The sequence below is a fragment of the Microbispora sp. ATCC PTA-5024 genome, assembly GCF_000511135.2.
GTDB classification, from domain to species: Bacteria; Actinomycetota; Actinomycetes; order Streptosporangiales; family Streptosporangiaceae; genus Microbispora; species Microbispora corallina.
The window spans coordinates 597,475-620,204 of record NZ_KI866526.1 but is presented as its reverse complement, the minus strand read 5'-3'; the positions used below and the strand labels follow the sequence as shown (position 1 = coordinate 620,204).

The window sequence follows — 22,730 nt, the reverse complement described above, 5'->3', positions numbered from 1 at the left end:
CAGAAGATCAACGTCGACGCCCGGGGCGAGATCCTGGAGCTGAAGAACACCGTCAACACCATGGTCGACCAGCTCTCCTCCTTCGCCGACGAGGTCACCCGCGTCGCCCGCGAGGTCGGCACCGAGGGCCAGCTCGGCGGCCAGGCCGACGTGAAGGGCGTCTCCGGCACGTGGCGCGACCTCACCGACTCGGTCAACTTCATGGCCGGCAACCTCACCAGCCAGGTCCGCAACATCTCCCAGGTCGCCACCGCGGTCGCCAAGGGCGACCTCTCGCAGAAGATCACCGTCGAGGCCAAGGGTGAGGTCGCCGCGCTCGCCCAGACCATCAACACCATGGTCGACACGCTGAGCGCCTTCGCCGACGAGGTCACCCGCGTCGCCCGCGAGGTCGGCACCGAGGGACGGCTGGGCGGCCAGGCCGACGTGAAGGGCGTCTCCGGCACCTGGAAGGCCCTGACCGAGTCGGTGAACGTCATGGCCGACAACCTCACCGACCAGGTCCGCTCCATCGCCGAGGTGACCACGGCCGTCGCCCGCGGCGACCTGTCGCAGAAGATCCGCGTGGACGCCCGGGGCGAGATCCTGGAGCTGAAGGAGACCATCAACACGATGGTCGACCAGCTCTCGTCGTTCGCCGACGAGGTCACCCGCGTGTCCCGGGAGGTGGGCACCGAGGGACGGCTGGGCGGCCAGGCCACGGTCCGCGGCGTCTCGGGCACCTGGAAGGACCTCACCGACTCCGTCAACGTGATGGCGTCCAACCTCACGAGCCAGGTGCGGTCGATCGCCCAGGTGGCCACCGCCGTCGCCCGCGGCGACCTGTCGCAGAAGATCACCGTCGAGGCCAAGGGCGAGGTCGCCGCGCTCGCCCAGACCATCAACACCATGGTCGACACGCTGAGCGCCTTCGCCGACGAGGTCACCCGCGTGGCCCGCGAGGTCGGCACCGAGGGCCAGCTCGGCGGCCAGGCCCGGGTGCCCAACGTGGCCGGCACCTGGAAGGACCTGACCGACAACGTGAATTCGATGGCCGACAACCTGACCAGCCAGGTGCGGTCCATCGCCCAGGTCACCACGGCGGTCGCGCAGGGCGACCTGACCAAGAAGATCGACGTCGACGCCCGGGGCGAGATCCTGGAGCTGAAGACGACCATCAACACCATGGTCGACCAGCTCTCGTCGTTCGCCGCGGAGGTCACCCGCGTGGCCCGGGAGGTCGGCAGCGAGGGCCGCCTCGGCGGCCAGGCCGAGGTCGAGGGCGTGTCCGGCACCTGGAAGCGCCTCACCGAGAACGTCAACGAGCTGGCCGGGAACCTGACCCGTCAGGTCCGCGCCATCGCCGAGGTCACCAGCGCCGTGACCTCCGGCGACCTGACCCGCTCCATCACGGTGGACGCCGAGGGCGAGCTGGCCGACCTGAAGGACAACGTCAACTCCATGGTGGAGTCGCTGCGCGAGTCGACGCGGGCCAACCAGGAGCAGGACTGGCTCAAGACCAACCTGGCCCGCATCTCCGGTCTCATGCAGGGCCACCGCGACCTCGCCGCGGTCGCCGAGCTGGTGATGAACGAGCTGGCCCCGCTCGTCGGCGCCCAGCACGGCACGTTCCTGCTGGCCGAGGAGACGGCGTCCGGCACCGAGCTGCGGGTCGTCGGCAGCTACGGGCACCGCGAAACGTTGCGGCGGTACGCGCTGGGCGAGTCGCTGGTGGGTCAGGCCGCGCTGTCCAGGCGGACGATCCTGGTCGAGGACATCCCGCCCGGCTACCTCACCGTGTCGTCGAGCCTGGGCGAGGCCGACCCGGTCACGCTGATGGTCCTGCCGATCGTGGTGGAGGACCAGGTGCTCGGCGTGATCGAGCTGGCCAGCCTGCGCCGCTTCTCCAAGGTCCACCGCGACTTCCTGGAGCAGCTCGTCGAGACGATCGGCGTCAACGTCAACACGATCGTGGCCAACGCCCGGACCGACGCGCTGCTGGCCGAGTCGCAGCGCCTGGCCACCGAGCTCCAGGTCCGGCAGGAGGAGCTCCAGCGCTCGAACGCCGAGCTGGAGGAGAAGGCGGAGCTGCTGGCCCAGCAGAACCGCGACATCGAGACGAAGAACAGCGAGATCGAGCAGGCCCGCCAGGAGCTGGAGGACCGCGCCCAGCAGCTCGCGCTCGCCTCGAAGTACAAGAGCGAGTTCCTCGCCAACATGAGCCACGAGCTGCGCACGCCGCTCAACTCGCTGCTCATCCTGGCGCAGCTGCTGTCGCAGAACCCCACCCGCAACCTCACGCCCAAGCAGGTGGAGTACGCGAACGTCATCCACTCGGCCGGCACCGACCTGCTCCAGCTCATCAACGACATCCTCGACCTGTCCAAGATCGAGGCCGGCAAGATGGACATCACACCGGAGGCGGTGAGCCTGCGGCAGCTCCTCGACTACGTGGACGCCAACTTCCGCCCGCTCACCACGCAGAAGGGCCTGCTGTTCGGCGTCACCGTCGCCCCCGACGTCCCGCCCAGCCTGCTCACCGACGAGCAGCGCCTGCGCCAGGTCCTGCGCAACCTGCTGTCCAACGCGGTCAAGTTCACCGAGGAGGGCTCGGTCGAGCTGCGCATCGAGCGCGGCGCGGGCGTCGACCTGCCGGGCGCCCCCGGGCAGGACGTGCTCGCCTTCCACGTCGTGGACACGGGCATCGGCATCGCCGCGGAGAACCTGTCGCAGATCTTCGACGCGTTCCAGCAGGCGGACGGCACCACCAGCCGCAAGTACGGCGGCACCGGCCTCGGCCTGTCGATCAGCCGGGAGATCGCCACGCTGCTCGGCGGCGAGATCCGCGCGGCCAGCACCCTGGGCGAGGGCAGCTCCTTCACGCTCTACCTGCCGCTCGTCCAGACGTCGTTCGACCCGGCGGCCGTCCCGGTCGAGCCGGAGCCCGAGGCGGCCGAGCCCCTGGTCGCCGAGCCCGTCGCGGCGCCGCCCGCACCGGCCTCCGCGACGGCGGACACGCACCGCCTCGACGGGCGGGAGCGGCGCCGCCTGCTCGTGGTCGAGGCCCGGCCGGGCGGCCTGCTGTCGATGCTGGCCCAGAGCGTGGCGGCCGACCTGAACGACACGCACGGCCCGGTGCAGGTGTCCACGGCGAGCGACCCGGCCGTGGCGCTGGCCGCGCTGCGCCAGGAGGGCTTCCACTGCATCGTGCTCGACCTGGGCATGCCGCACGACGCGGCCGCCGAGTTCCTGAAGGGCCTCGACTCCGACCCGGCGCTGCGGGCGCTGCCGGTGCTCGCGCACCACTCGCGCAAGCTGTCACGCCCCCAGGAGGACCTTCTGCAGGTGCGGTCGAGGAACCAGCCGCTGGAGCGTCTGCCCAGCCTCGACGAGCTGCGCGAGCGCATCACGCTGCACCTGTCGGCCGAGGAGCCCGGCAACGTGCTCCCGCTGGTCCAGCCGGCCTCCGAGGAGGAGCCCCTGCGGGAGGTCGAGCAGGTGGACAGCAAGCTCGTGGGCCGCAAGGTGCTGGTCGTGGACGACGACGTGCGCAACGTCTTCGCGCTGACGACGATCCTCGAACTGCACGGCATGCAGGTGCTGTACGCGGAGAACGGCCGCAAGGGCATCGACGTGCTGATGCGCAACGACGACGTCGACCTGGTCCTGATGGACATCATGATGCCGGAGATGGACGGCTACGCCGCGACGAGCGCGATCCGGTCGATGCCGCGCTTCGCCCAGCTGCCGATCATCGCGGTGACCGCTAAGGCCATGCACGGCGACCGGGAGAAGACGCTGTCGACCGGCGCCAGCGACTACGTCACCAAGCCGGTCGACGCCGAGGAGCTCATGATCTGCATGCAGCACTGGCTCGGCCTGCAGGACAAGTAGCGCAGGCCGGGGACGCTTCAGGGGCCGGCCAGATCGGCGAGGACGGCCTCGGCGGCGCGGCGGCCGGAGACGAGGGCGCCCTGGATGGAGCCGGTGTCCCGGTGGTCCCCGCAGACGTACCGGCCCGGGCGCAGCCGTACCGGACGGCGCAGCGGCATGGGCGGCGGCATCGCGGGCAGGGCGGCCTCGATGGGGTACGTCGCGACGTGCTCCCATGAGCCGGTGCCGCCGTAGATCTCGCCGAGGCGGGCGCGGACGCGGCCCTCGTCCGCGTCGGAGGCCACGCCGAGGACCGAGGTCGAGATCAGCGCCCGGCCGTCGGACGAGTACTCGGGGGCCGCGTCCGTGATCACCAGCGTGTCGGTGATCACGCCCTCGGCGTCCACGACCTGGGTCGCCTCGCCGAGCGGCGAGCGCGGGGCGGCGTGGTAGAAGGTCGTCACCGAGCGCATCGGCGGCACCGGGAGGCCGGGCACCAGCCGCGCCGCCGTCCGCGGATCGGTGGCGACGACGACGGCCTTGGCCGGGAGGTCTCCCCCGCCCGCGAGCGCCACCCCGTCCCCGGTCACGGCCGTGACCGCGGTCTCCAGACGGACCGCGCCGTCGGGCAGCCGGGCGGCGAGCTGCGCGGGGATCCGCCCCATCCCCCCGGCGGGCAGGCCGATCGTCCCCCGGGCGAACGAGCGCCAGAGGAGGTGGAAGATCCGGCTGGAGGTCTCCAGCTCCCGCTCCAGGACGACGCCGGAGAAGAACGGCCGGACCAGGTTCTCGATCATCTCGGACGACATGCCCCAGTGCCGCAGTTCGGCCTCCGTGGTGCGCTCCGTCCCGCCGCGGACGAGCGCGCCGGGCAGCGCCAGGTCGCGCGCGGTCACCGCGGCGAGAGTGATCTTGTCTCGCGGCGTGCCGATCCGGGCGAGGGCGCCGCTCAGGGCCTGGCCCGCGTGCCTCCACGGAAGCATCACCCGCTCCCGCCTGCCGTCCCGGTGCACGAGCAGGCCGGAGTTGAACGGCCGCAGGTCGAGGGCCCCGATGTCCAGGACCCTGGCCGCCTCCGGGTAGGCGGTGTTGAACACCTGGAAGCCCCGGTCGAGCAGGAAGCCGTCGACCAGGTCGGTGCGGACCCGCCCGCCCACCCCGTCGGACGACTCCAGCACCCGGACGGGCACCCCCGCCCGGTGCAGCCGTACGGCGCAGGCGAGGCCGGCCAGCCCCGCCCCGATCACGACCACGGTGCCGCGCTCCGCCATGGTCCTCCTCCCGTCGTCGCCCCGCTCGCCGGTACGGCGTGGTTCGCCGCGCCCTGCCTGACCGCCGCCGCGTGAGCGAGCGCGCAGGGTCGCGTCCCCTTCCATGTCTTCGCTCGCGACACGGGAGCGGTTGCGGAAGGGCTGTACGTTTCACCGGCCTCCGGAGCTCGTGCCAGGTGTGGAGGCTGAGCGGGCAGGGGGCTGTCCCCCGCCCTTGACGCCCGGTGACGGCGGCCGTGACAGTGACGCGGAACACGGTCCGGGGCCGCCGCGCCGGCCGCGGGCGCTCCCCCTCCGCATCCCGCCCGGCGACCGGACCGGCCCGTCCCGTCACCGCACACAGGAGGTCCCGCATGCTCAGGACGCGAAGACGCGTCGTCCTCCCCGTGGTCGTCGCCGCGGTCGCGTCGATGGGCGCCTGGGCCGCCACCACCACCGGCGCCTCGGCGGCCGCCGGATGCCGGGTGGACTACACCGTGACCAACCAGTGGCAGGGCGGGTTCGGCGCCAACGTCACGATCACCAACCTGGGCGACCCGATCAACGGGTGGACGCTGACCTGGTCGTACACCGCCGGGCAGGCCGTGACTCAGGCGTGGAACGCCACCGTCACGCAGAGCGGCGCGCAGGTCACGGCCCGGGACGCGGGGTACAACGGCGCGCTGGCCACCGGCGGCTCGACGTCGTTCGGGTTCAACGGCTCGTGGACCTCCGCCAACCCGGCCCCGGCGGCCTTCTCCCTGAACGGCACGGCCTGCACCGGGTCGGCCACCGGAAGCCCCACCCCCACCCCCACCCCGACGCCCACACCAACGCCCAGCCCCACGCCCAGCCCCACGCCCACGCCGACCCCGAGCGGCGCCCGGCAGATGGAGGACCTGAACCGGGGGCTGATCAGCGTCCGTTCCGGCAGCGGCAACCTGGTGTCCTGGCGGCTGCTGGGCACCGAGAGCCGGACCACCCCGTTCGCCCTCTACCGCGGCTCCACCAGGGTCGCGACCGTCACCGACTCCACGAACTACCTCGACAGCGGCGCGGCCGCCGACGCGTCGTACACGGTGCGCGCGATGGTGGGCGGCGTCGAGCAGGCGGCGTCGGAGCCGTCGCTGCGCTTCACCGGCGGCGACCACCTGGACGTGCCGATCCAGCCCCCGGCCGGCGGCACGACGCCCGACGGCGTGACCTACACCTACAGCGCCAACGACGCGAGCGTGGGCGACCTGGACGGCGACGGGCAGTACGAGTTCGTGCTCAAGTGGGACCCGTCCAACAGCAAGGACAACTCCCAGTCCGGCTACACGGGGAACGTCTTCGTCGACGCGTACCGGCTGGACGGCACCCGGCTGTGGCGGATCGACCTCGGCCGCAACATCCGCGCCGGCGCCCACTACACGCAGTTCCAGGTGTACGACTACGACGGCGACGGCAGGGCCGAGGTGGCCATGAAGACCGCCGACGGCACCAGGGACGGCACCGGGAAGGTCATCGGCAGCTCCTCGGCCGACTACCGCAACTCCTCCGGCTACGTGCTGTCCGGCCCCGAGTACCTCACGATGTTCAACGGGCTGACCGGCGCGGCCATGTCGACGGTCGCCTACGACCCGCCGCGCGGCACGGTCTCCTCCTGGGGCGACAGCTACGGCAACCGGGTGGACCGGTTCCTCGCCGCCACCGCCTACCTGGACGGCGCCCGCCCGTCGCTGATCATGTCGCGGGGCTACTACACCCGTACGGTGATCGTGGCGTGGGACTTCCGCAACGGGTCCCTCGTCGAGCGGTGGAAGTTCGACTCCGACTCGGCCGGCAGCCAGTACCGGGGTCAGGGCGACCACCAGATGTCCGCCGCCGACCTCGACGGCGACGGCCGGGACGAGATCGTCTTCGGCGCCATGGCGATCGACGACAACGGCAGGCCGCTGTGGAACACCGGCTACGGCCACGGCGACGCCCTGCACGTCGGCGACCTCGACCCGGGCCATGCCGGCCTGGAGGTCTTCAAGGTCGACGAGGACACCAGCAAGCCGGCCGCCTGGTTCGCCGACGGCCGCACCGGCCAGACCCTCTGGAGCAACGCCTCCTGCGGCTGCGACAACGGCCGCGGCGTGTCCGACGACGTGTGGGCGGGCAGCCCCGGCGCGGAGTCGTGGTCGGCGGCCGTCTCCGGCGTCTACAACACCAGAGGCCAGAACGTCGGCCGCAAGCCCGGGTCGGCGAACTTCCTGGCCTGGTGGGACGCCGACCCGGTGCGCGAACTGCTCGACGGCACCCACGTCGACAAGTACGGCACGGGCTCCGACACCCGGCTGCTGACCGGCAGCGGCGTGCACTCGAACAACGGCACCAAGTCGACGCCGTCCCTGTCGGCCGACCTGTTCGGCGACTGGCGCGAGGAGGTGGTCTGGCCGACGAGCGACGACCGGGCGCTGCGCGTCTACAGCACCACCGTTCCCACCACGCGCCGGATCCCGACGCTGATGCACGACCCGATGTACCGGGTCGCCGTCGCCTGGCAGAACACCGCCTACAACCAGCCGCCGCACCCGAGCTTCTTCATCGGCGACGGCATGGGCACTCCCCCGCAGCCGGACATCTACGTGCGCTGACGGGCCCGCCCACCCCGAAGTCCCGCCCGGTGCCGCGGCCGCCCCCGCCGCGCACCGGGCGCCTTCGTCGACGGCGACCTCTGGACGAACCTGAGGTCGCCATGTCACCCGCCCCGATCACGAAAGGGACGGCGCGGCGCGGGGGCCGATCTCGCGTGGGGGCTCGCCAGGTGGGTAGGAAGCGGTCACGCCGTGCCTGGGGGAGGCGCCATGCGATCCTCGATGAGCCTGGGCCGCGTCGGGGGCGTCGCGGTCGGCATCAACATCAGCGTGCTCGTCATCGTCGTGATCCTGGTCTTCGGGCTGGCGTTCGGGCGCTTCCCGCTCGACGTCCCCGGCCTGCCCGCCGCGGCGTACCTGCTGGCCGGGGTGGCCTCGGCGGTGCTCTTCCTGGCCTGCCTGCTCGCCCATGAGCTCGCCCACGCGGTCGTGGCCCGGCGGCACGGCATCGAGGTGAACGGCATCACGCTGTGGCTGCTCGGCGGCGTGGCGGAGCTGCGCGGCGTCCCCCGCTCTCCCGGCGAGGACCTGAAGATCGCCGGTGTGGGCCCCCTCACCAGCCTCGTCCTCGGGGCGGTGTCCGCGCTCGTGGCCTGGCTGCTGTCGACGACGGGCGCCGCGCCGCTGGCCGCGGCGATGTTCGCCTACCTGGCCGCGGTCAACGTCCTGCTCGCCCTGTTCAACCTGGTCCCCGCCGCGCCGCTGGACGGCGGCCGGATCCTGCGGGCGATCCTCTGGTCGGTGTGGCACGACCAGGCCAGGGCGGCCGTCGCGGCCGCGCGCGCCGGGCGCCTGTTCGGGTACACCCTCATCGCGCTGGGCTTCCTCCAGCTGGTCGGCGGGCGCGGGCTGCAGGGGATCTGGCTGGCCCTGATCGGGCTGTTCCTGGTGAACGCGGCGACAGCGGAGGAGCAGCAGACGCGGGTCGGCGCCGCCCTCCACGGCATCAGGGTGGCCGACGTGATGTCCGGGCAGCCGCTCGCCGCCCGTCCCGACGAGACCGTGGCGAGCCTCGTCGACCGTCTCGTCATGCGGCACCGGCTGTCCACGTACCCCCTGGTGGACGAGGACGGCCGGCTGGCTGGGCTGGTGACGCTCAACCGGCTCCGGGACGTCCCTCCGCACGAACGTCCCCTGACCCGGCTGCGGGACATCGCGTGCCCGCCGGGGGACGTGCCGACGGCGCACCCCGACGAGCCGCTCACAGACCTGCTGCCGCGCATGAGCGGCTGCTCCGACGGTCGGGCCGCGGTGGTCGACGCCGGCGGCCGGCTGGTGGGGCTGGTCACACCCAGTGACATCAGCCGCGCCCTGCAGACGGCCGACCTGCGGGCCGGCGACCCGTACCGGCCCGGCGGCGCCGACCTGGCCGGGCCGCCGCCGCACGGGCTCCACGGGCACCGCGGCACCCACCGCCCCGCAGCCTGACCGCACCCCCGCCTGACCGCACCGCCGCCTGACCGCCCCGCAGCCTCGTCCGGGCCGTCCCCTCCGGGCCGCTTTGTCCGGGCCGGCCCCTCCGGGCCGCCTCGTCCACGCCGCCTCGTCCGCGCCGGGGGGGCCTCACTCGTCGTACGGCTCCTCCACGTCGTCCGGCGAGTCCGCGCCCGGGGCGTGCCAGTCGCCGCTGGCGCCGCCCTCCGGATCGCCCTCCGGCTGTGCGTCGGGCGACTGGGCCAGTGGGGGCAGGCGGTCCGGGATCTCCCCGCCCGCGCCCCGGCCGCCCGCCGTCTCGTCTCCGTGTGCCATGGCGTCCCCCTCTCCTGCCGCCCGCGGCCGTACCCCGTCAACGCGGTCCCATGCGGGCCGGGCGCCCACCGGAAACGGGCCTGTCACGGGGGTCGGTGCGGCATCACGCACGGTCGGGCCGGATCGGCAGGGGCGCCGGGTCGATCGGTGTCAGCGGGCCCGCCGCGGCCTCGATCACTTCGGCGGCGTCCAGGCACAGGTCCTCGCGGAACCGCGGCCCGATGATCTGCACGGCCTGCGGCAGGCCGGCCGCGACCCCGACAGGCACGGCGACCGCGGGCAGGCCGAGGAGGTTGACCGCGACCGCTGTCCGCATCGTCTCCGGCCACCCGGCCAGCCATCCCGGATCGAGGTCGGCGCCGACCGGGAAGGCCGGGTGCGTGCGGATCGGGGCGAGCACCAGGGGCGTCCGGCTCATCCACACGGCCCACAGGCGGGCGAGGGAGGCCCGCTCCATCATCGGGTCGAACGCGGGCTCGCCCGCCGACCCGTTCCAGACCGGCTCGAAGGCGGCCCAGAAGCGGGCGAACCCCTCGGACGCCACCGTCTCCGCGGGCGGCTGCTCGCGGTGCACCCGGCCGTACGCCGACATGATCTGGGTGTGGATCTCGGCGGCCCGGGCGAGGGCGGGCGCCTGTGCATCCTCGACGACGTACCCGGCCTCGGTCAGCGCCTCCGCCGCCCGCCGCAGGGCGCCCGCGACGCCGGGATCAGGGACGGCTCCGCCGGGGCGGGCGACGAGGCTCACCCGCACCGGGGTGCCGATCGGAGGACCGGTCAGGGGCACCGGGGCGTGCCACGGATCCCCGCCGGACCGCCCGCACATGTGCGCGAAGGCCGGTCGCAGGTCGGCCACCCGGCGCGCGACCGGTCCGTGCACTCCCAGAAGCTGGAAGGCGAACGGCGTCGGCCCGGCGCGCTCGCCTGCCTGCGCCACCCGGCCGAGCGACGGCTTCAGCGCGCTCACCCCGCAGCACTGGGCGGGCCAGCGGAGGGATCCCGCGCCGTCGTTCCCGATCCCGAGGGGGGACATCCCCGTCGCCACGGCGGCCGCCTCGCCGCCGCTCGACCCGCCCGGGGTGTGCCCGGCGGACCACGGGTTGCGGGTGGGGCCGCGCAACGCGTTCTCGGTGTGCCAGCGCATGCCGAACTCGGGCATGTTCGTCCGCCCGATCGGGATCGCCCCGGCCGCCCTCAGCTCGGCGACGGGCGGCGCGTCCAGGGACGCCACCGCGTCACGGAGGGGGACGATGCCCAGCGTCGTCGCCGAGCCCGCCACGTCGACGTTCTCCTTGACGGTGAACGGGACGCCGCACAGCGGCCCCGCCGGCCGGCCGCGCGCGAGGGCCTCGTCGGCCGCCCGCGCCGCCTCCAGCGCCCGCTCCCCCAGCGTGACCGTGACCGCGTTCACCCGCGGGTTCACGGCCTCGATCCGCCGCAGGCACGCCTCCACCGTCTCACGGCACGACGCCCGCCGCTCGCGGACGAGCCGCGCGAGCTCCCCCGCGCCGAGCTCCCAGAGCTCCATGCGACGCCCCCTCCTCCTCGATCTCCTCGACCGCGTGCCGGGAAATCTAGGCGCGGGCGCCGGGAAACGGCAGTCTTGTCTTCCGCGCCCCCCTCAGCCGCCCGGCCTCCGGGGACGGGACGGGGACGGGACGGGGACGGGCGTCAGGAAGGCAGGAGGACCCAGGCCGGGGACTCCTCGCCCGGCTCGTACGGCGAGTCGAGCCGCTTGCCCAGCACGCCCGGCAGGCCCTGCTCGGCGGCCGCCCGCCGGACGGCCCGCACCTCGCCCGGCCAGCTCGGCGCGGTCTGCCATCGCGGCCCGGCCAGTTCCAGCCCCTCCAGCCGGGCGCGGCGGCGCTCGTACGGCTCGGCCAGCAGGGACCGCCCGTCGTCGTAGAGCAGGTCGGAGCAGACGTACACCGGGTTCCCGCCCAGAGGGACGATCTCGCCGTCGAGGACGGCGGGGCGGCTGCCGAGCGACTCGGCCATGGCGCGCAGCCATCCGTGGTCCTTGGTGATCTCCGCCCCGGAGGCGTCCCGCAGGACGAGCCGCCCGCCGCTCACCTGCGCGACGGCCCGCAGGCCGCCCCACGAGAACTCCCAGCCGTACCGCTCGGCGTCCCGCGGGACCCGGGCGCGCGTCACCGGCCGCATCGGGACGACCGTCTCCGGGAGCGGTTCCCACCCGGGGACGGGCGGGTCCATCCGGTGGATCATCCAGTTCTTGCCGTGCGTCTGGAACAGCACGTAGCGGCCGGAGGCCCGGGCGCCGCTGAGGACGATCTTGACCTCGCGGTCGGTCCACTTCTCCGTGGTGTAGCGGCCGCGGTCCCAGACGAACATCCGGCCGCCGCCGTACTCGCCCTGGGGGATCTCCCCCTCGAACCGGGCGTACTCCATGGGGTGGTCCTCGGTGTGGACGGCGAGGTGGTTGGTGCCGGGGTCGGGCGGCAGGCCCCGGGGGATCGCCCAGGAGACGAGGACGCCGCCGCGTTCGAGCCGCAGGTCCCAGTGGAGGGAGCGCGCGTGGTGCTCCTGGATGACGAAGGTGTCGTCGTCGCCCCTCGGCAGCGGCTCGGCGTCGGGGATCGGCTCGCTCGTGCGCCGGGGGTCGCGCTTGGCGCGATAGGTCTCCAGTTTGTCGGCCACGGCCAGGGTTCTACCCCCGTGGCGTGATTTCGTCGGACGGCATGAAGTCACCTCGCCGAACGTGTCCGTTCGTCGCCAAGCCGGTCGGGCAGGTCCGCGACGGCGTGCCCGTCGTCTGAGCTCCGCTGAGCCGACGCCATCCGGAAAGGGCGGCGCCGGCTGTCCTCCCGGCCGGGAGATCGTCTCCGAGGGTGCCAGCCTGCGGACGCCCGGGGGTGCCAGCACCCGGCGATGTCGTGGCCAGCGCCCTTCCGCCCGGCGTTTCGCACGATGTGTAATTCACGGAAAGCGATGTGTAATTCACGGAAAGCGGCACGCCGGTGCCCGCCGGGATGAACGCCGGGAGCGCTCATGAATCTCGCCGCCCTGTGGCTCCGGCTGGAGGTGCGCAGACGCGCGCGCTCGTTCATCGTGCTCGCGCTGCTCGTGGCCGTCGCGACCGCCACGGTGCTGGCCGCCCTGGCGGGCGCCCGGCGCGGGGACAGCGCGATAGCCCGCCTGCGCGCCGTCACGCTGCCGGCCGACGCGGTCGTCCTGCCGAACGACGCGACGTTCGACTGGCAGAAGGTGCGCGGGCTCCCCGGAGTCGCGGCCGTGGCACCCTTCGCCGTGGCACCCTTCTTCGTGGCGGAACTCCCCGGCTACTGGGGATACCTCCCGCCCACCAGCCCCGAGACGTACCGGACCATCGAGCGGCCGGTGGTGCTGGAGGGGCGCCTCGCCGACCCCCGCCGCGCCGACGAGGTCATGGTGACCGGCCAGTTTCCCGTCGTGTACGGCAAGGGCGTCGGAGATCGGCTCACGCTGCGGCTGATGACGCCGGAGGAGGCCGGAAGCTCCAGCTTCGACGGGAACCCGCACGGCCCCACTGTGCGGGCGCGGATCGTCGGCGTCATCCGCTCCCCGTGGTTCTCCGACAACATCAAGGACAAGGGCACCTGGTTCTCGGTCTTCCCTTCACCCGGTCTCTTCGCCGCCTACCCGAAGAACTTCCTCGGCACCGGGTCGTTCGGCTTCGCCAACGCGCTGGTCCGCCTGGATCGGGGCGAGAAGGGACTGCCCGCCTTCCGCGCCGGGCTGGCGAAGGTCACCGGGCGGACGGACATCGAGATCTGGAACGCCGCGGACGTCGCCAGGCACCACCAGCGTGTGAACGCCTACGAAAGCCTGTGCCTCACGGCCTTCGCCCTGGCGGCACTGGCCGCCGCGCTCGTGCTCGTCGGCCAGTCCGTGGCCCGCTACACCGCGGCCGGTGTCGGCGAACTGCAGGCCCTGCGCGCATGCGGGCTCACAACGAGGCAGACGCTGGCCGCCGCCTCCGCCGGGCCGTTCCTCGCCTCTCTCGCCGGCGCGACGCTGGGGGTCGCGGCAGCGGCGGCCGCCTCCCCCTGGATGCCGATCGGCGCCGCCTCCCTGTTCGAACCCGCCCCGGGCTTCGACGTCGACCTCCTCGTGCTCGCCGGCGGCTGGGTCGCCGCGCCGCTTCTGGTCCTGGCCGGAGCGCTCGGCGCGGCGCGCATCGCGATCATGAAGGCGCGGTCCACGGCCGCGCCCCACCGCTCCGCGATCGCGCGTGTGGCGGACCGTCTCGGGCTGCCGGTGCCGTTGGTGGTCGGCGCACGGTTCGCCCTGGAACCCGGACAGGGCCGCAGCGCGGTCCCCGTACGGCCCGCGCTGTTCGGGGCCGTCGCGGGGGTGCTCGGCGTGGTCGCCTCCTTCACGTTCGGCGCGGGGGTCGCCGGCGTCGCCGGCGATCTCACCAAGTTCGGCCAGACCTTCCAGCTCGTCGCGTACTTCGGGGAGGGCGGGAAGGACTGGGCAGCGGCGGACCAGGCCATGGCCGCCTTGGGCCGCGACCGCGACGTGGTCGCGGTGAACGACGCCCAGGTGGCCGTGGCCGAGTCGGGCGAGGTCTCGGTCACCGTCTACCGCTATCGCCCGGTCGGCGAGGCCCTGCCTGTCGTTCTCGTCACCGGCCGAATGCCGAAGGGCCCGGGTGACGTCGTCCTCGCCCCCACGACCGCGCGCTCGCTGAAGGCCGACGTCGGCTCGGCCGTACGGCTGTCCGGGTCGACCGGCCCCCGGACCATGAGGGTCTCGGGGATCGGCTTCGTGCCCAACGGGGCGCACAACGACTACGACGCCGGTGCGTGGACCGATTCGGCCGGTTTCACGGCACTTTTCGGCACGCACTTCAAGTACCACGTGGCGCTCGTCGCACTCCGCCCCGGCGCCGACCCCGAGGCCGTCCAGGGGCGCCTCATGGGTGCCATGAGCGGGGTCGAGAACGGCGATCGGATCTCCATGGAAGGCACCGAAGCGCCCGAACAGTCCTACGAAGTCCAGGACGTGCTCGTCCTTCCGCTGTTCCTCGGCGGCTTCCTCGCGCTCCTGGCCGTGGGCGCCGTGGGTCACGCGCTCGCCACGGCCGTGCGGCGGCGCAGGCACGAGGTCGCCGTCATGCGCGCGCTGGGCATGACGCGCCGCCAGTCGCGGCTCGTCGTCTTCATGCAAGGGTCGCTGCTCGCGATCGTCGGCCTCGTCTTCGGCGTTCCGCTCGGCGTCGCCCTGGGTCGCACTCTGTGGCGCGTGGTCGCGTACCAGACCCCGGTGTTCTACCAGCCGCCCACGGCCTTCTGGGCGTTACTGGCGATCGGACCGGCCGCGATCGCGATCGCGAACCTCCTCGCGTTGTGGCCGGGCCACCTCGCCTCCCGGCTGCGCATCGGGCACATCCTCCGCACGGAGTGAGCCGCCCGCCCGCCGGGTTGCGGATCAGGTGGCCCGGGGATCAGCGGGTCTGTGAGCGGAAGGTGCGGCGGTAGGTGTCCGGGGGCACGCCGACCGTGCGGTTGAAGTGGCGGCGCAGCGTCGTGGCGGTGCCCATGCCGGTGGCGGCCGCGACGGTGTCGACACTGTCGTCGGTCTTCTCCAGCAGTTCCTGGGCGTGGCGGATCCGCTGGGTCAGCAGCCATTGCAGGGGAGTGGTGCCGGTCGCCGCTCTGAAGTGACGGCTCAGATGCCGTGAGCTCATCCGCGCCTGCCGGGCCAGGTCCTCCACTGTCAGCGGCTGGTCAAGCCGTTCCATGATCCAGGGGAACAGGGCGGCGAGCCGGTGGTCGTCCTGGGCGGGCACCGGGGTGGTGACGAACTGGGCCTGGCCCCCGGCCCGGTGCGGTGGGACGACTAGGCGGCGGGCGACGGCGTTGGCGATCGACGAGCCGTGGTCGAGGCGGACGAGGTGCAGGCAGAGGTCCAGCGCGGCGGCCTTCCCGGCGGAGGTGAGCACGCTGCCGTTGTCCACGTAGAGCACGTCAGGGTCGACCTCCACCCGGGGGTAGCGGGCGGCCAGAGCCTCGGTGTGCGCCCAGTGCGTGGTCGCCCGCCTTCCGTCCAGCAGGCCGGCCGCGGCCAGCACGAACGCGCCCGTGCAGAGGGAGACCACGCGGGCGCCCGCCTCGTGGGCCGCGCGCACCGCGTCGACCAGGTCGGCCGGTGGGTCCTGGTCGACGTCGGCCACGCTCGAGACGATCACGGTGCCGGCGTGCTCGAGCCGGTCGAGCCCGAGGTCCGGCTCCAGCCGGAACCGGCCGACCTGTACAGCGGCCGGCCCGCAGACGGTGACGTCGTACCAGGGGACCGTCACGCCGGCCGGCGCGGCGGCGAAGACCTCGTACGCCAGGGACAGTTCGAAGTGCAGCATTCCGTCGACGACGGCCAGCGCGACAGCACCCACGTCCGAAATTGTACGGGTCATGGCGTTCCAGACACTCACGATCGGATGCTCGCGCCCGTCAGGATGTCCGCAGTGGATCATTCGAGCGCAGAGGAGAGCCCGTGGGATCGGGGCAGATGGTGGCGGTGTTCGGCGCGTACGGGCACACGGGCCGGTTCGTGGTGGCGGAGCTGCGGGAGCGCGGGTACGTCCCGGTCCTCTCCGGCCGTGACTCCGGCAAACTGCAGGCGTTGGCGACGTCCCATCCCGGACTCGAGACTCGGCCGGCGTCGGTCGACGATCCGGTCTCGCTCGACTCCGCGCTGGCCGGTGCGGCTGCGGTGATCAACTGTGCCGGACCCTTCGCCACGACGGCCGCCCCCGTAATCGAGGCGGCCCTGCGGGCCACGATCCCGTATGTGGACGTGGCAGCCGAAATCGAGGCCAACGTCGACACGTTCGCGCACTTCGCGGACCGCGCCCGCGCCGCAGGAGCGGTGATCGTCCCCGCGATGGCCTTCTTCGGCGGCCTCGGTGACCTGCTGGCCACCACGGCGATGGGCGACTGGACGGCGGCCGACGAGGCGCACATCGCGTACGGGCTGAGCAGTTGGCACCCCACGGACGGGACGCGGGCCTCGGGCGCGGTCTCCCGGCGGCGGCGGGGCGGCGCACGCGTCGTGTACAGGAACGGGCGGCTCGACTACCGCCAGGACGATGCGACGAGCCTCCAGTGGCCTTTCCCCGACCCGATGGGCACCCGGGCGGTCGTCGGGGAGTTCACGATGGCCGACGTCGTCACCATCCCCAGCCACCTGGTTATCCCCGAGGTGCGCACCTACATGACGGCCGAGGCGGCCGGGGACGTGTCGGCGCCGGACACGCCGGCCCCCACTGCGGTCGACGAGCACGGGCGGTCCGCACAGACCTTCCTGGTCGACGTCGTCGTGCGCTCCCGCGGCACCGAGCGACGCGCTGTGGCGAGCGGCCAGGACATCTACGCCGTCACCGCGCCGCTCGCGGTGGAAGCGGTTGACCGCATCCTCACGGGACGGACCAGGACGGTCGGTGTCGCCTCCGCCGGCGAGATTTTCGACGCGCCCGACTTCTTGCTCGCGCTGTCCTCTCACATCTCCCTGGACCTGCGTCCGTAGCGAGCCCAGGCCGTGCGCCGGGCTGTTGCGTGCCGCGTTGGGTCGGCGGAGAGGGCGGCGACAAGCCGTAGGCAGATCAGGAAATCTCGCGATTTGGCGAAGTGCGTAGACGATCTTTTCGCGGCTGGATAACCTCTCCCGCGTCCGCACATCGGGATGAGGTGGGAACAGGCCGTGGCGCGATCGTGGACGGACCTCCCGGTCGGCCGGGTCGTACGACTCGACGGGGCGGACGCTCTCCTGATGGAGCCGCTGCCGGAGGGCGCACCCGCGACGGTGGTCTACGACCCCCGCCCGGTTCCGACGGCGGCGGACACCGTGAACGCCGTGCTGACCGATCTCGAGAAGGCCGCCGCCGAGCTGTTCCCGGCCTGGCTGCCGGAGGCGGCGACCATTGAGGGCGCCGGGGGCGCGAGCGTGGCCGCCGTGCGCGCGCTCGCCCTGCGGGCGGCCTCCGCCAGCCGCCACTTCGGGCCCTTCCTCGCCGACCTGGCCGAGCTGTCCCTCCGCGCCATGACCGGTCCCGACGTCGCCGAACGCAGCGGCGCCGGTGCCCGTCGCTTCGCGCCCGAGGTGCGGGCGGCGGGGCTGGCCCGCGTGATCGCGGCCGGCTTCCGTCGCGACAGCGCAGCCTTGCTCGTGCTCGTCCCGCCGGGGCTCTCCCCAGCCGGCGAAGAGGTGCTGGTCGCGGCGTCGGAGTGGCTCGCCCACCACGGCGGCTTCGGCGTCTGGCTCGCGGGCGCGCCGCTCCTCGCCGTCGACCGGGTGGAGACGATCGCCATGCGCCTCTCCCCTCGGGCCGCCGCCCCTCCCGTCGACCTCTCGGACCCGCGCCCCACGCTGCGCTTTCCCGCCGTGGCCGGGATCCCGCATCCCGCGAGCCGGGCGGAGAAGGCGCTGGAGGCGGCTCTGCGGTCGTGCTCCTGGGCGGCGGGACGCGCCTGGAACCAGGCCCATCAATCGTCGCCCCTCACCCCGGCCGTACGGGTCGATCTGATGTGGCGCGCCGAGCGCTGCGTCGTCGAGGTCGACGGCCCCGAGCATCGCAAGCGACTGGTGTTCGAGGCCGACCGGCAGCGCGACGTGCGCCTCCAACTCGACGGCTTCGCCGTCCTCCGCTTCACCAACGACCAGATCATGACCGAGATGGACACGGTGCTCCACCAACTGGAGCGCTTCCTGCACCGCCGCCGCGCTGGAACGTTCGAAGGATCGACACCTCATGCCTGAGAAGCCACTGTCATCGTCCCAGACCGCCGCATTGCTCCTCCTGATGGCCGAGGCGCGGGAGGTCTCGAACCCCGAGCTCAAGGAGCGCTACAACCTGACCATCACCGGCGACGACCGGAAGAGGCTGAACGACCTCAAGCTGGTCGAGAGCTGGGTGCGAAGCCGCTCGTACGCTCATGTGCTCACCGACGCCGGCTGGGCGCGGGCGGCGGAGTTGTTCCGCGACGGAGTGCCCTCCTCTCCCCGTCCCGCCGGCCGCGCGCTCGAGGCCGCGCTCCGCGCGCTGGCCGCCGGCCTGCATCGCCACCTGCGGCAGACGCGGACCAGCCTCGGCGAGTTCTTCGCTCTCGACGAGACCGGCATCGACGATGAGATCGACGCCGAGATCGCCGAAACGGACACCGGGGAGGGGGGCCCTGACGTGGAGTCGCGGATCCGGGAAGCGTACCGGCGGCTGGCGGACGGCCCGAACGCCTGGGTGAGCCTCACGAGGCTGCGCCCGCTGCTAGGCGACGCGAGCCCGGAGGAGGTCGACGGCACTCTTCGTCGGATGATCGGTATGCCCGACGTGCACCTGATTCCCGAGACGAACCAGAAGACGCTTACCGATGAGGACAGGAGGGCGGCGGTCACCATCGGGGACCAGCCCAAGCACCTGATCCTGATCGGAGCCTGATGACGACCGGCGCGCGCCGCGCCCTGGCGGCGCTCAGGTTCAACTACGCCCAGGCGGCAGAGGACGTGTGGCGTCCGTCGCCATTCCATGTCGAAAGCCTCCACCGGCACACCGCGCGGCTCATCCTGGACGGCCTGATCGAGGCGGAGGAGAGCGACGGCGCGAGCCCGATCGGCATCGTCGTCCAAGGGCAGCGGGGCAGCGGCAAGACGCACCTGCTCGGCTGGGTCCGCCAGAAGGCACACGAGGAGGACGCCTACTTCTTCCTGGTCAGCCTGCTCGACGCCAGGGACTTCTGGCAGAGCGTGCTGCTGTCGATGCTCGACAGCCTGTCCAGGCCGATCCTCGGATCGCAGAGCCAGCTCAAGGAGCTCCTGTGGCGGCTGTGCGTGCTGACAGGGGTGTCCGCGGATGTGCGCCCCGCGGTGATCGGTGATGCCCCGCTGGTGAAGGACGCCCTGGACGACTTCGTCGCCGCGCTGCGCCGCTACGACCGGCTGGTGGGCGGCGACGCCCAGGACGTGGCCCGAGCCCTTGTGCTGCGCGCGTCCCGGGATCTCACCGCACAGGACGTCGGCGATGCCTACCTCGCCTCGGCTTCGGAGGGCGAGCCGGGCGAGCGCGCGGCATGGGGCCTGCGTACCGTCGAGAAGTCGCCGCAGGAGATCGTCCGGGATCTGTCGCGCCTGGTCGCGCTCACCGGCCCGTCCGTCATCGCGGTGGACCAGATAGACACGCTGATCGCGCAGTCCGGGATGTCGACAGACGGCAGAGGGGACGGCTCACCGTGGAGGAGAACGGTCGAGCAGGTCGCGGGCGGACTGATGACCCTTCGCGAGGTGACCCACCGAACGCTGACCGTGGTCTGCTCCCTGCCGGCGACCTGGGTCCTTATCAAGACGCAGGCCACCGACACCGCCCAGGACCGCTTCCGGGAGAGCTCTCCGCTCAAGACGATCCCCGACGCGGCGACCGGCATCACGCTGATCGAGAAGCGCTTCGCGGTGCAGTACGGCGCGGCCGGGTTCGATCCCCCGTACCCCACCTGGCCCGTGAGGTCCGAGGCGTTCGAAGAGGCTTACCAGTACACACCCCGCCAGCTGCTGAAGAGGATCGACACCCATGTCCGCTCGTGCCTGGCCGGTGCGGAGATCACGGAGCTGCAACGGCTCTCCGAGCAGGATGTGCCGCCGCTGCCCGATCTCCCGCCGCCCGTGCCCGCCGTCGCCGACCTGGCCGCGCTGGACGCGTTGTTCGCCAGGGCACGAGAGGAGGCGAACGTGGCGGGCGCGCTGGGCCCCGCCACGGAAGACGCGGAGATGCCGCCCCTCCTGTCCGCGGGACTGGCCGCGTGGATCCTGGAGCATGGCGAGGCCGGGCGCGTGTTCAGCCAGGACGCGGCGCCCAGCGCCAGGCCCCCACTTCACGCGCGCCTGCGCCGGACTCTGGACGAGGGAATCGAGGACGAGGCGCACTGGTGCTTCCGCGCGGTCGCGGCAACCAACGCCCTCGCCGCACTGACCCGCCTGCGTAACGCGTCGGTCGCCGCCGGGCTGGACGCGGCAGTGCCCAAGCGGAGGCTGTTTGTGCTCAGGAACCAGGCGTGGGCAAGAGGACCCCGCACCCAGGAGGCCCTCGCCGCGTTCGAGCAGGCGGGCGGCCGCGTCCTGCAGATCGAGGAGGAGGACCTGAAGATCTTCGCCGCGCTTCGCCGGTTGCAGGCGGCCGACCCGCCGAACCTCCAGGCCTGGCTCGCGGCGCGCAAACCGACCGCCGAAGTGAAGCTGTTCCGCGAGGCGCTCGGCGACGCCGGGATGCCGCCGCCCGCCCAGCCCGATCCAGCAGAGGGAAGGACGGAGCCCCCGGACGGCGACCGGACCGGGCGGCCAGGACCGGGCACGGAAGCGGACGAGCGGACTGCGGCCAGCCGAACGGCGGCGCGGACGCGCGCGACCACGGCCGTCGCCCAGGCCGCCCGCCCGGCCAGCGCGACGGCGAACGTCGCCAGGACGCGCGGGGTGCCTGGAAGGGGCGCCGCCTCCCCTTTCCAGAAGGCTCCCCCGTCCAGCGGCATGGCCGTGGAGGACGAGGCGCCGTTTGTGACGATCGGCGCGACGATCGCGGACGGCGAGCCGGTGCGGGTCCGGCTGGAGGCCCTCCGGAGGCACACCGCGATCTTCGCCGGATCGGGCTCGGGGAAGACGGTGCTGATCCGCCGCCTCATCGAGGAGTGCGCGCTCCAGGGCGTGTCCACGATCGCGCTCGACCCCAACAACGATCTGGCCCGGCTGGGCGAGGCCTGGCCGGAGCCGCCCGACCGGTGGGGCCCCGGCGACGCGGCCAGGGCGGACGACTACCTCGCCGGCACCGACGTGGTGGTCTGGACGCCGGGGAGGGAGAGCGGCCGTCCGTTGAGCTTCCAGCCGCTGCCCGACTTCGCGAGCGTCCTGGACGACCCGGACGAGTTCACCGAGGCCGTGGACGCCGCGGTCACCGCTCTCGTGCCGCGGGCGAAGCTGGAGGGCAGGACGTCCAAGGCCCATCTCGGGCAGGCCGTGCTCCGCGAGGCCGTGGAGCACTACGGACGGCGGGGCATGACGGGCCTCACCAGGCTGATCGCCCTGCTGGACGACCTGCCCGACGGCGTGAGCACGATCGAGGGCGCGTCCAAGATCGCTTCGGACATCGCGCAGAACCTGCAGGCGGCCGTGGTCATGGATCCGCTGTTCGCGGGCCGGGGCACGCCGGTGGACCCCGGCGTCCTGCTGACGCCTCCGGACGGCAGGCGGGCGCGGGTGTCGGTGATCAACCTTGCCGGGCTGCCGTCGGACGCCCAGCGGCAGAGCTTCGTCAACCAGCTGCAGCTCGCGCTGTTCGCCTGGATCAAGCGCAACCCAGCGGGCGACCGGCCGCTCGGCGGCCTGTTCGTGATGGACGAGGCGCAGACGTTCGCGCCGTCGGGGGCGATGACGGCCTGCACCCGCAGCACGCTCGCCCTCGCGGCGCAGGCGCGCAAGTACGGCCTCGGGTTGGTGTTCGCGACGCAGGCTCCGAAGGGGCTGCACAACGGGATCCCCGGCAACGCGTCGACCCAGTTCTTCGGGCTGCTGAACGCACCGGTCCACATCACGGCGGCCCGGGAGATGGCCAAGGCGAAGGGCAGCGACGTCGCGGACGTCGCCCGGCTCCGGTCCGGCCAGTTCTACGCGGCCGTCGAGGGTGCGCGGTTCCGCAAGCTCCAGGCGCCGTTGTGCCTGAGCCACCACCCGAGGAGCCCGCTCACCACCGAGGAGGTCCTCGCCCGGGCGACCGGCTCATCCTGAGCCAGGCCACACCGGCGCCCGGCCGGGATGCGAGCCACCAGCGCATCCCGCCGGGCGCCGGGCCCATCGCGAGCCCACAGAGGGAACGAGCCGTGGGATCAGCGAAGGGTGCCGAAGGCGACGGCGGCTCCGGCGGCGATGATCACGGAGAGGATCACCACCACGGCCACCGTGCCGAGGAGTGGGCGGGGCCGCGGCCGCATGCGCGTCTCGGCGTGCATGACGGGCTCACGGACCGCCCGTGTTGGAGACGGGCTCGGCCGGGGCGACGGCGAGGGGGTCGGGGCCGGCCGTGGTCGTGCCAAGGGAACGTGCCGCGGAGGCGGCGCAGGCGCGACGTGTCTCGCCCGGTGGGCCGGCGGCTCGCGGCGCTCCGGCGGAGGGACGACAGGTGGGAGGGCGGGAGCTGGCGCCTCCCGGCGGCACGGGACCTTGCCGAGCCCGAGCCCGGCACGGAGGTCCACGAGCACGTGGACCTCGGCGCACACCGCCACCCCGA

General features: G+C 73.1%; 14 protein-coding genes. 8 read left to right on the top strand and 6 right to left on the bottom strand.

Going from position 1 to position 22,730, the window contains the following annotated elements; translation table 11 throughout:
- Positions 1-3,873: HAMP domain-containing protein (locus MPTA5024_RS33520; RefSeq protein ID WP_036331755.1), on the top strand; the 3,873-nt coding region annotated here is incomplete at its 5' end.
- Positions 3,874-3,890: 17 nt separating this feature from the next.
- On the opposite strand, the gene MPTA5024_RS33515 is transcribed toward MPTA5024_RS33520, so the two are convergent.
- Positions 3,891-5,123: an NAD(P)/FAD-dependent oxidoreductase gene (locus MPTA5024_RS33515; protein ID WP_036331753.1), complete on the bottom strand. Its 1,233-nt coding sequence runs from the start codon at positions 5,121-5,123 to the stop codon at positions 3,891-3,893.
- Between the two features lie 353 nt (positions 5,124-5,476).
- Between MPTA5024_RS33515 and MPTA5024_RS33510 the strand changes: the two genes are divergently transcribed.
- Positions 5,477-7,726, top strand: a complete 2,250-nt coding sequence (locus MPTA5024_RS33510) for a rhamnogalacturonan lyase family protein (protein ID WP_036331751.1) — start codon at positions 5,477-5,479, stop codon at positions 7,724-7,726.
- 210 nt (positions 7,727-7,936) lie between these two features.
- Entirely contained in the window at positions 7,937-9,154 is a 1,218-nt protein-coding gene (locus tag MPTA5024_RS33505) for a site-2 protease family protein (protein ID WP_036331749.1), read from the top strand.
- Positions 9,155-9,289: 135 nt separating this feature from the next.
- Here the strand turns inward: MPTA5024_RS33505 and MPTA5024_RS33500 are convergent, their stop codons facing one another.
- The 3 genes from MPTA5024_RS33500 to MPTA5024_RS33490 all read right to left on the bottom strand — a co-directional run bounded on the left by MPTA5024_RS33500 (position 9,290) and on the right by MPTA5024_RS33490 (position 12,133).
- Positions 9,290-9,475: a hypothetical protein gene (locus MPTA5024_RS33500; protein WP_036331747.1), complete on the bottom strand. Its 186-nt coding sequence runs from the start codon at positions 9,473-9,475 to the stop codon at positions 9,290-9,292.
- Positions 9,476-9,578: 103 nt separating this feature from the next.
- Complete coding sequence (locus MPTA5024_RS33495; protein ID WP_036331746.1) at positions 9,579-11,003, bottom strand: amidase; 1,425 nt, start codon at positions 11,001-11,003, stop codon at positions 9,579-9,581.
- A 143-nt stretch (positions 11,004-11,146) separates the two neighbouring features.
- A complete protein-coding gene (locus MPTA5024_RS33490; protein WP_036331744.1) occupies positions 11,147-12,133 on the bottom strand; it encodes a DNA polymerase ligase N-terminal domain-containing protein in 987 nt (328 codons plus the stop codon).
- A 351-nt stretch (positions 12,134-12,484) separates the two neighbouring features.
- On the opposite strand from MPTA5024_RS33490, the gene MPTA5024_RS33485 reads away from it, so the two are divergent.
- Positions 12,485-14,884 carry an ABC transporter permease gene (locus MPTA5024_RS33485; protein WP_036331742.1) on the top strand — a complete coding sequence of 800 codons (2,400 nt, stop codon included), beginning with the start codon at positions 12,485-12,487 and terminating at the stop codon, positions 14,882-14,884.
- 40 nt (positions 14,885-14,924) lie between these two features.
- On the opposite strand, the gene MPTA5024_RS33480 is transcribed toward MPTA5024_RS33485, so the two are convergent.
- Positions 14,925-15,869: a helix-turn-helix domain-containing protein gene (locus MPTA5024_RS33480; protein WP_036331741.1), complete on the bottom strand. Its 945-nt coding sequence runs from the start codon at positions 15,867-15,869 to the stop codon at positions 14,925-14,927.
- A gap of 101 nt (positions 15,870-15,970) precedes the next feature.
- On the opposite strand from MPTA5024_RS33480, the gene MPTA5024_RS33475 reads away from it, so the two are divergent.
- From MPTA5024_RS33475 to MPTA5024_RS33460, 4 genes are all read left to right on the top strand, one after another.
- A complete protein-coding gene (locus tag MPTA5024_RS33475; RefSeq protein WP_036331739.1) occupies positions 15,971-17,002 on the top strand; it encodes a saccharopine dehydrogenase family protein in 1,032 nt (343 codons plus the stop codon).
- A gap of 243 nt (positions 17,003-17,245) precedes the next feature.
- Complete coding sequence (locus tag MPTA5024_RS33470) at positions 17,246-18,232, top strand: DUF559 domain-containing protein (protein WP_063794835.1); 987 nt, start codon at positions 17,246-17,248, stop codon at positions 18,230-18,232.
- The gene (locus tag MPTA5024_RS33465; RefSeq protein ID WP_036331736.1) at positions 18,225-18,908 is read left to right on the top strand and encodes a hypothetical protein; all 684 of its coding nucleotides are present in this window, start codon (positions 18,225-18,227) and stop codon (positions 18,906-18,908) included. Before MPTA5024_RS33470 ends, MPTA5024_RS33465 begins: the two co-directional genes overlap by 8 nt.
- Entirely contained in the window at positions 18,908-22,231 is a 3,324-nt protein-coding gene (locus MPTA5024_RS33460; protein ID WP_036331734.1) for an ATP-binding protein, read from the top strand. Before MPTA5024_RS33465 ends, MPTA5024_RS33460 begins: the two co-directional genes overlap by 1 nt.
- A gap of 98 nt (positions 22,232-22,329) precedes the next feature.
- Here the strand turns inward: MPTA5024_RS33460 and MPTA5024_RS44440 are convergent, their stop codons facing one another.
- On the bottom strand, positions 22,330-22,452 hold the full coding sequence (locus MPTA5024_RS44440; RefSeq protein ID WP_269750653.1) for a hypothetical protein: 123 nt from the start codon (positions 22,450-22,452) through the stop codon (positions 22,330-22,332).
- Between the last annotated feature and the right edge of the window lie 278 nt (positions 22,453-22,730).

Bases quoted from the DNA above. Each gene is read 5' to 3' on its own strand.
- MPTA5024_RS33465 (WP_036331736.1), top strand. From the start codon at position 18,225: ATGCCTGAGAAGCCACTGTCATCGTCCCAGACCGCCGCATTGCTCCTC.
- MPTA5024_RS33510 (WP_036331751.1), top strand. From the start codon at position 5,477: ATGCTCAGGACGCGAAGACGCGTCGTCCTCCCCGTGGTCGTCGCCGCG.
- MPTA5024_RS33485 (WP_036331742.1), top strand. From the start codon at position 12,485: ATGAATCTCGCCGCCCTGTGGCTCCGGCTGGAGGTGCGCAGACGCGCG.
- MPTA5024_RS33500 (WP_036331747.1), bottom strand. From the start codon at position 9,475: ATGGCACACGGAGACGAGACGGCGGGCGGCCGGGGCGCGGGCGGGGAG.
- MPTA5024_RS33515 (WP_036331753.1), bottom strand. From the start codon at position 5,123: ATGGCGGAGCGCGGCACCGTGGTCGTGATCGGGGCGGGGCTGGCCGGC.
- MPTA5024_RS33460 (WP_036331734.1), top strand. From the start codon at position 18,908: ATGACGACCGGCGCGCGCCGCGCCCTGGCGGCGCTCAGGTTCAACTAC.
- MPTA5024_RS44440 (WP_269750653.1), bottom strand. From the start codon at position 22,452: ATGCACGCCGAGACGCGCATGCGGCCGCGGCCCCGCCCACTCCTCGGC.
- MPTA5024_RS33505 (WP_036331749.1), top strand. From the start codon at position 7,937: ATGCGATCCTCGATGAGCCTGGGCCGCGTCGGGGGCGTCGCGGTCGGC.
- MPTA5024_RS33470 (WP_063794835.1), top strand. From the start codon at position 17,246: ATGGAGCCGCTGCCGGAGGGCGCACCCGCGACGGTGGTCTACGACCCC.
- MPTA5024_RS33495 (WP_036331746.1), bottom strand. From the start codon at position 11,003: ATGGAGCTCTGGGAGCTCGGCGCGGGGGAGCTCGCGCGGCTCGTCCGC.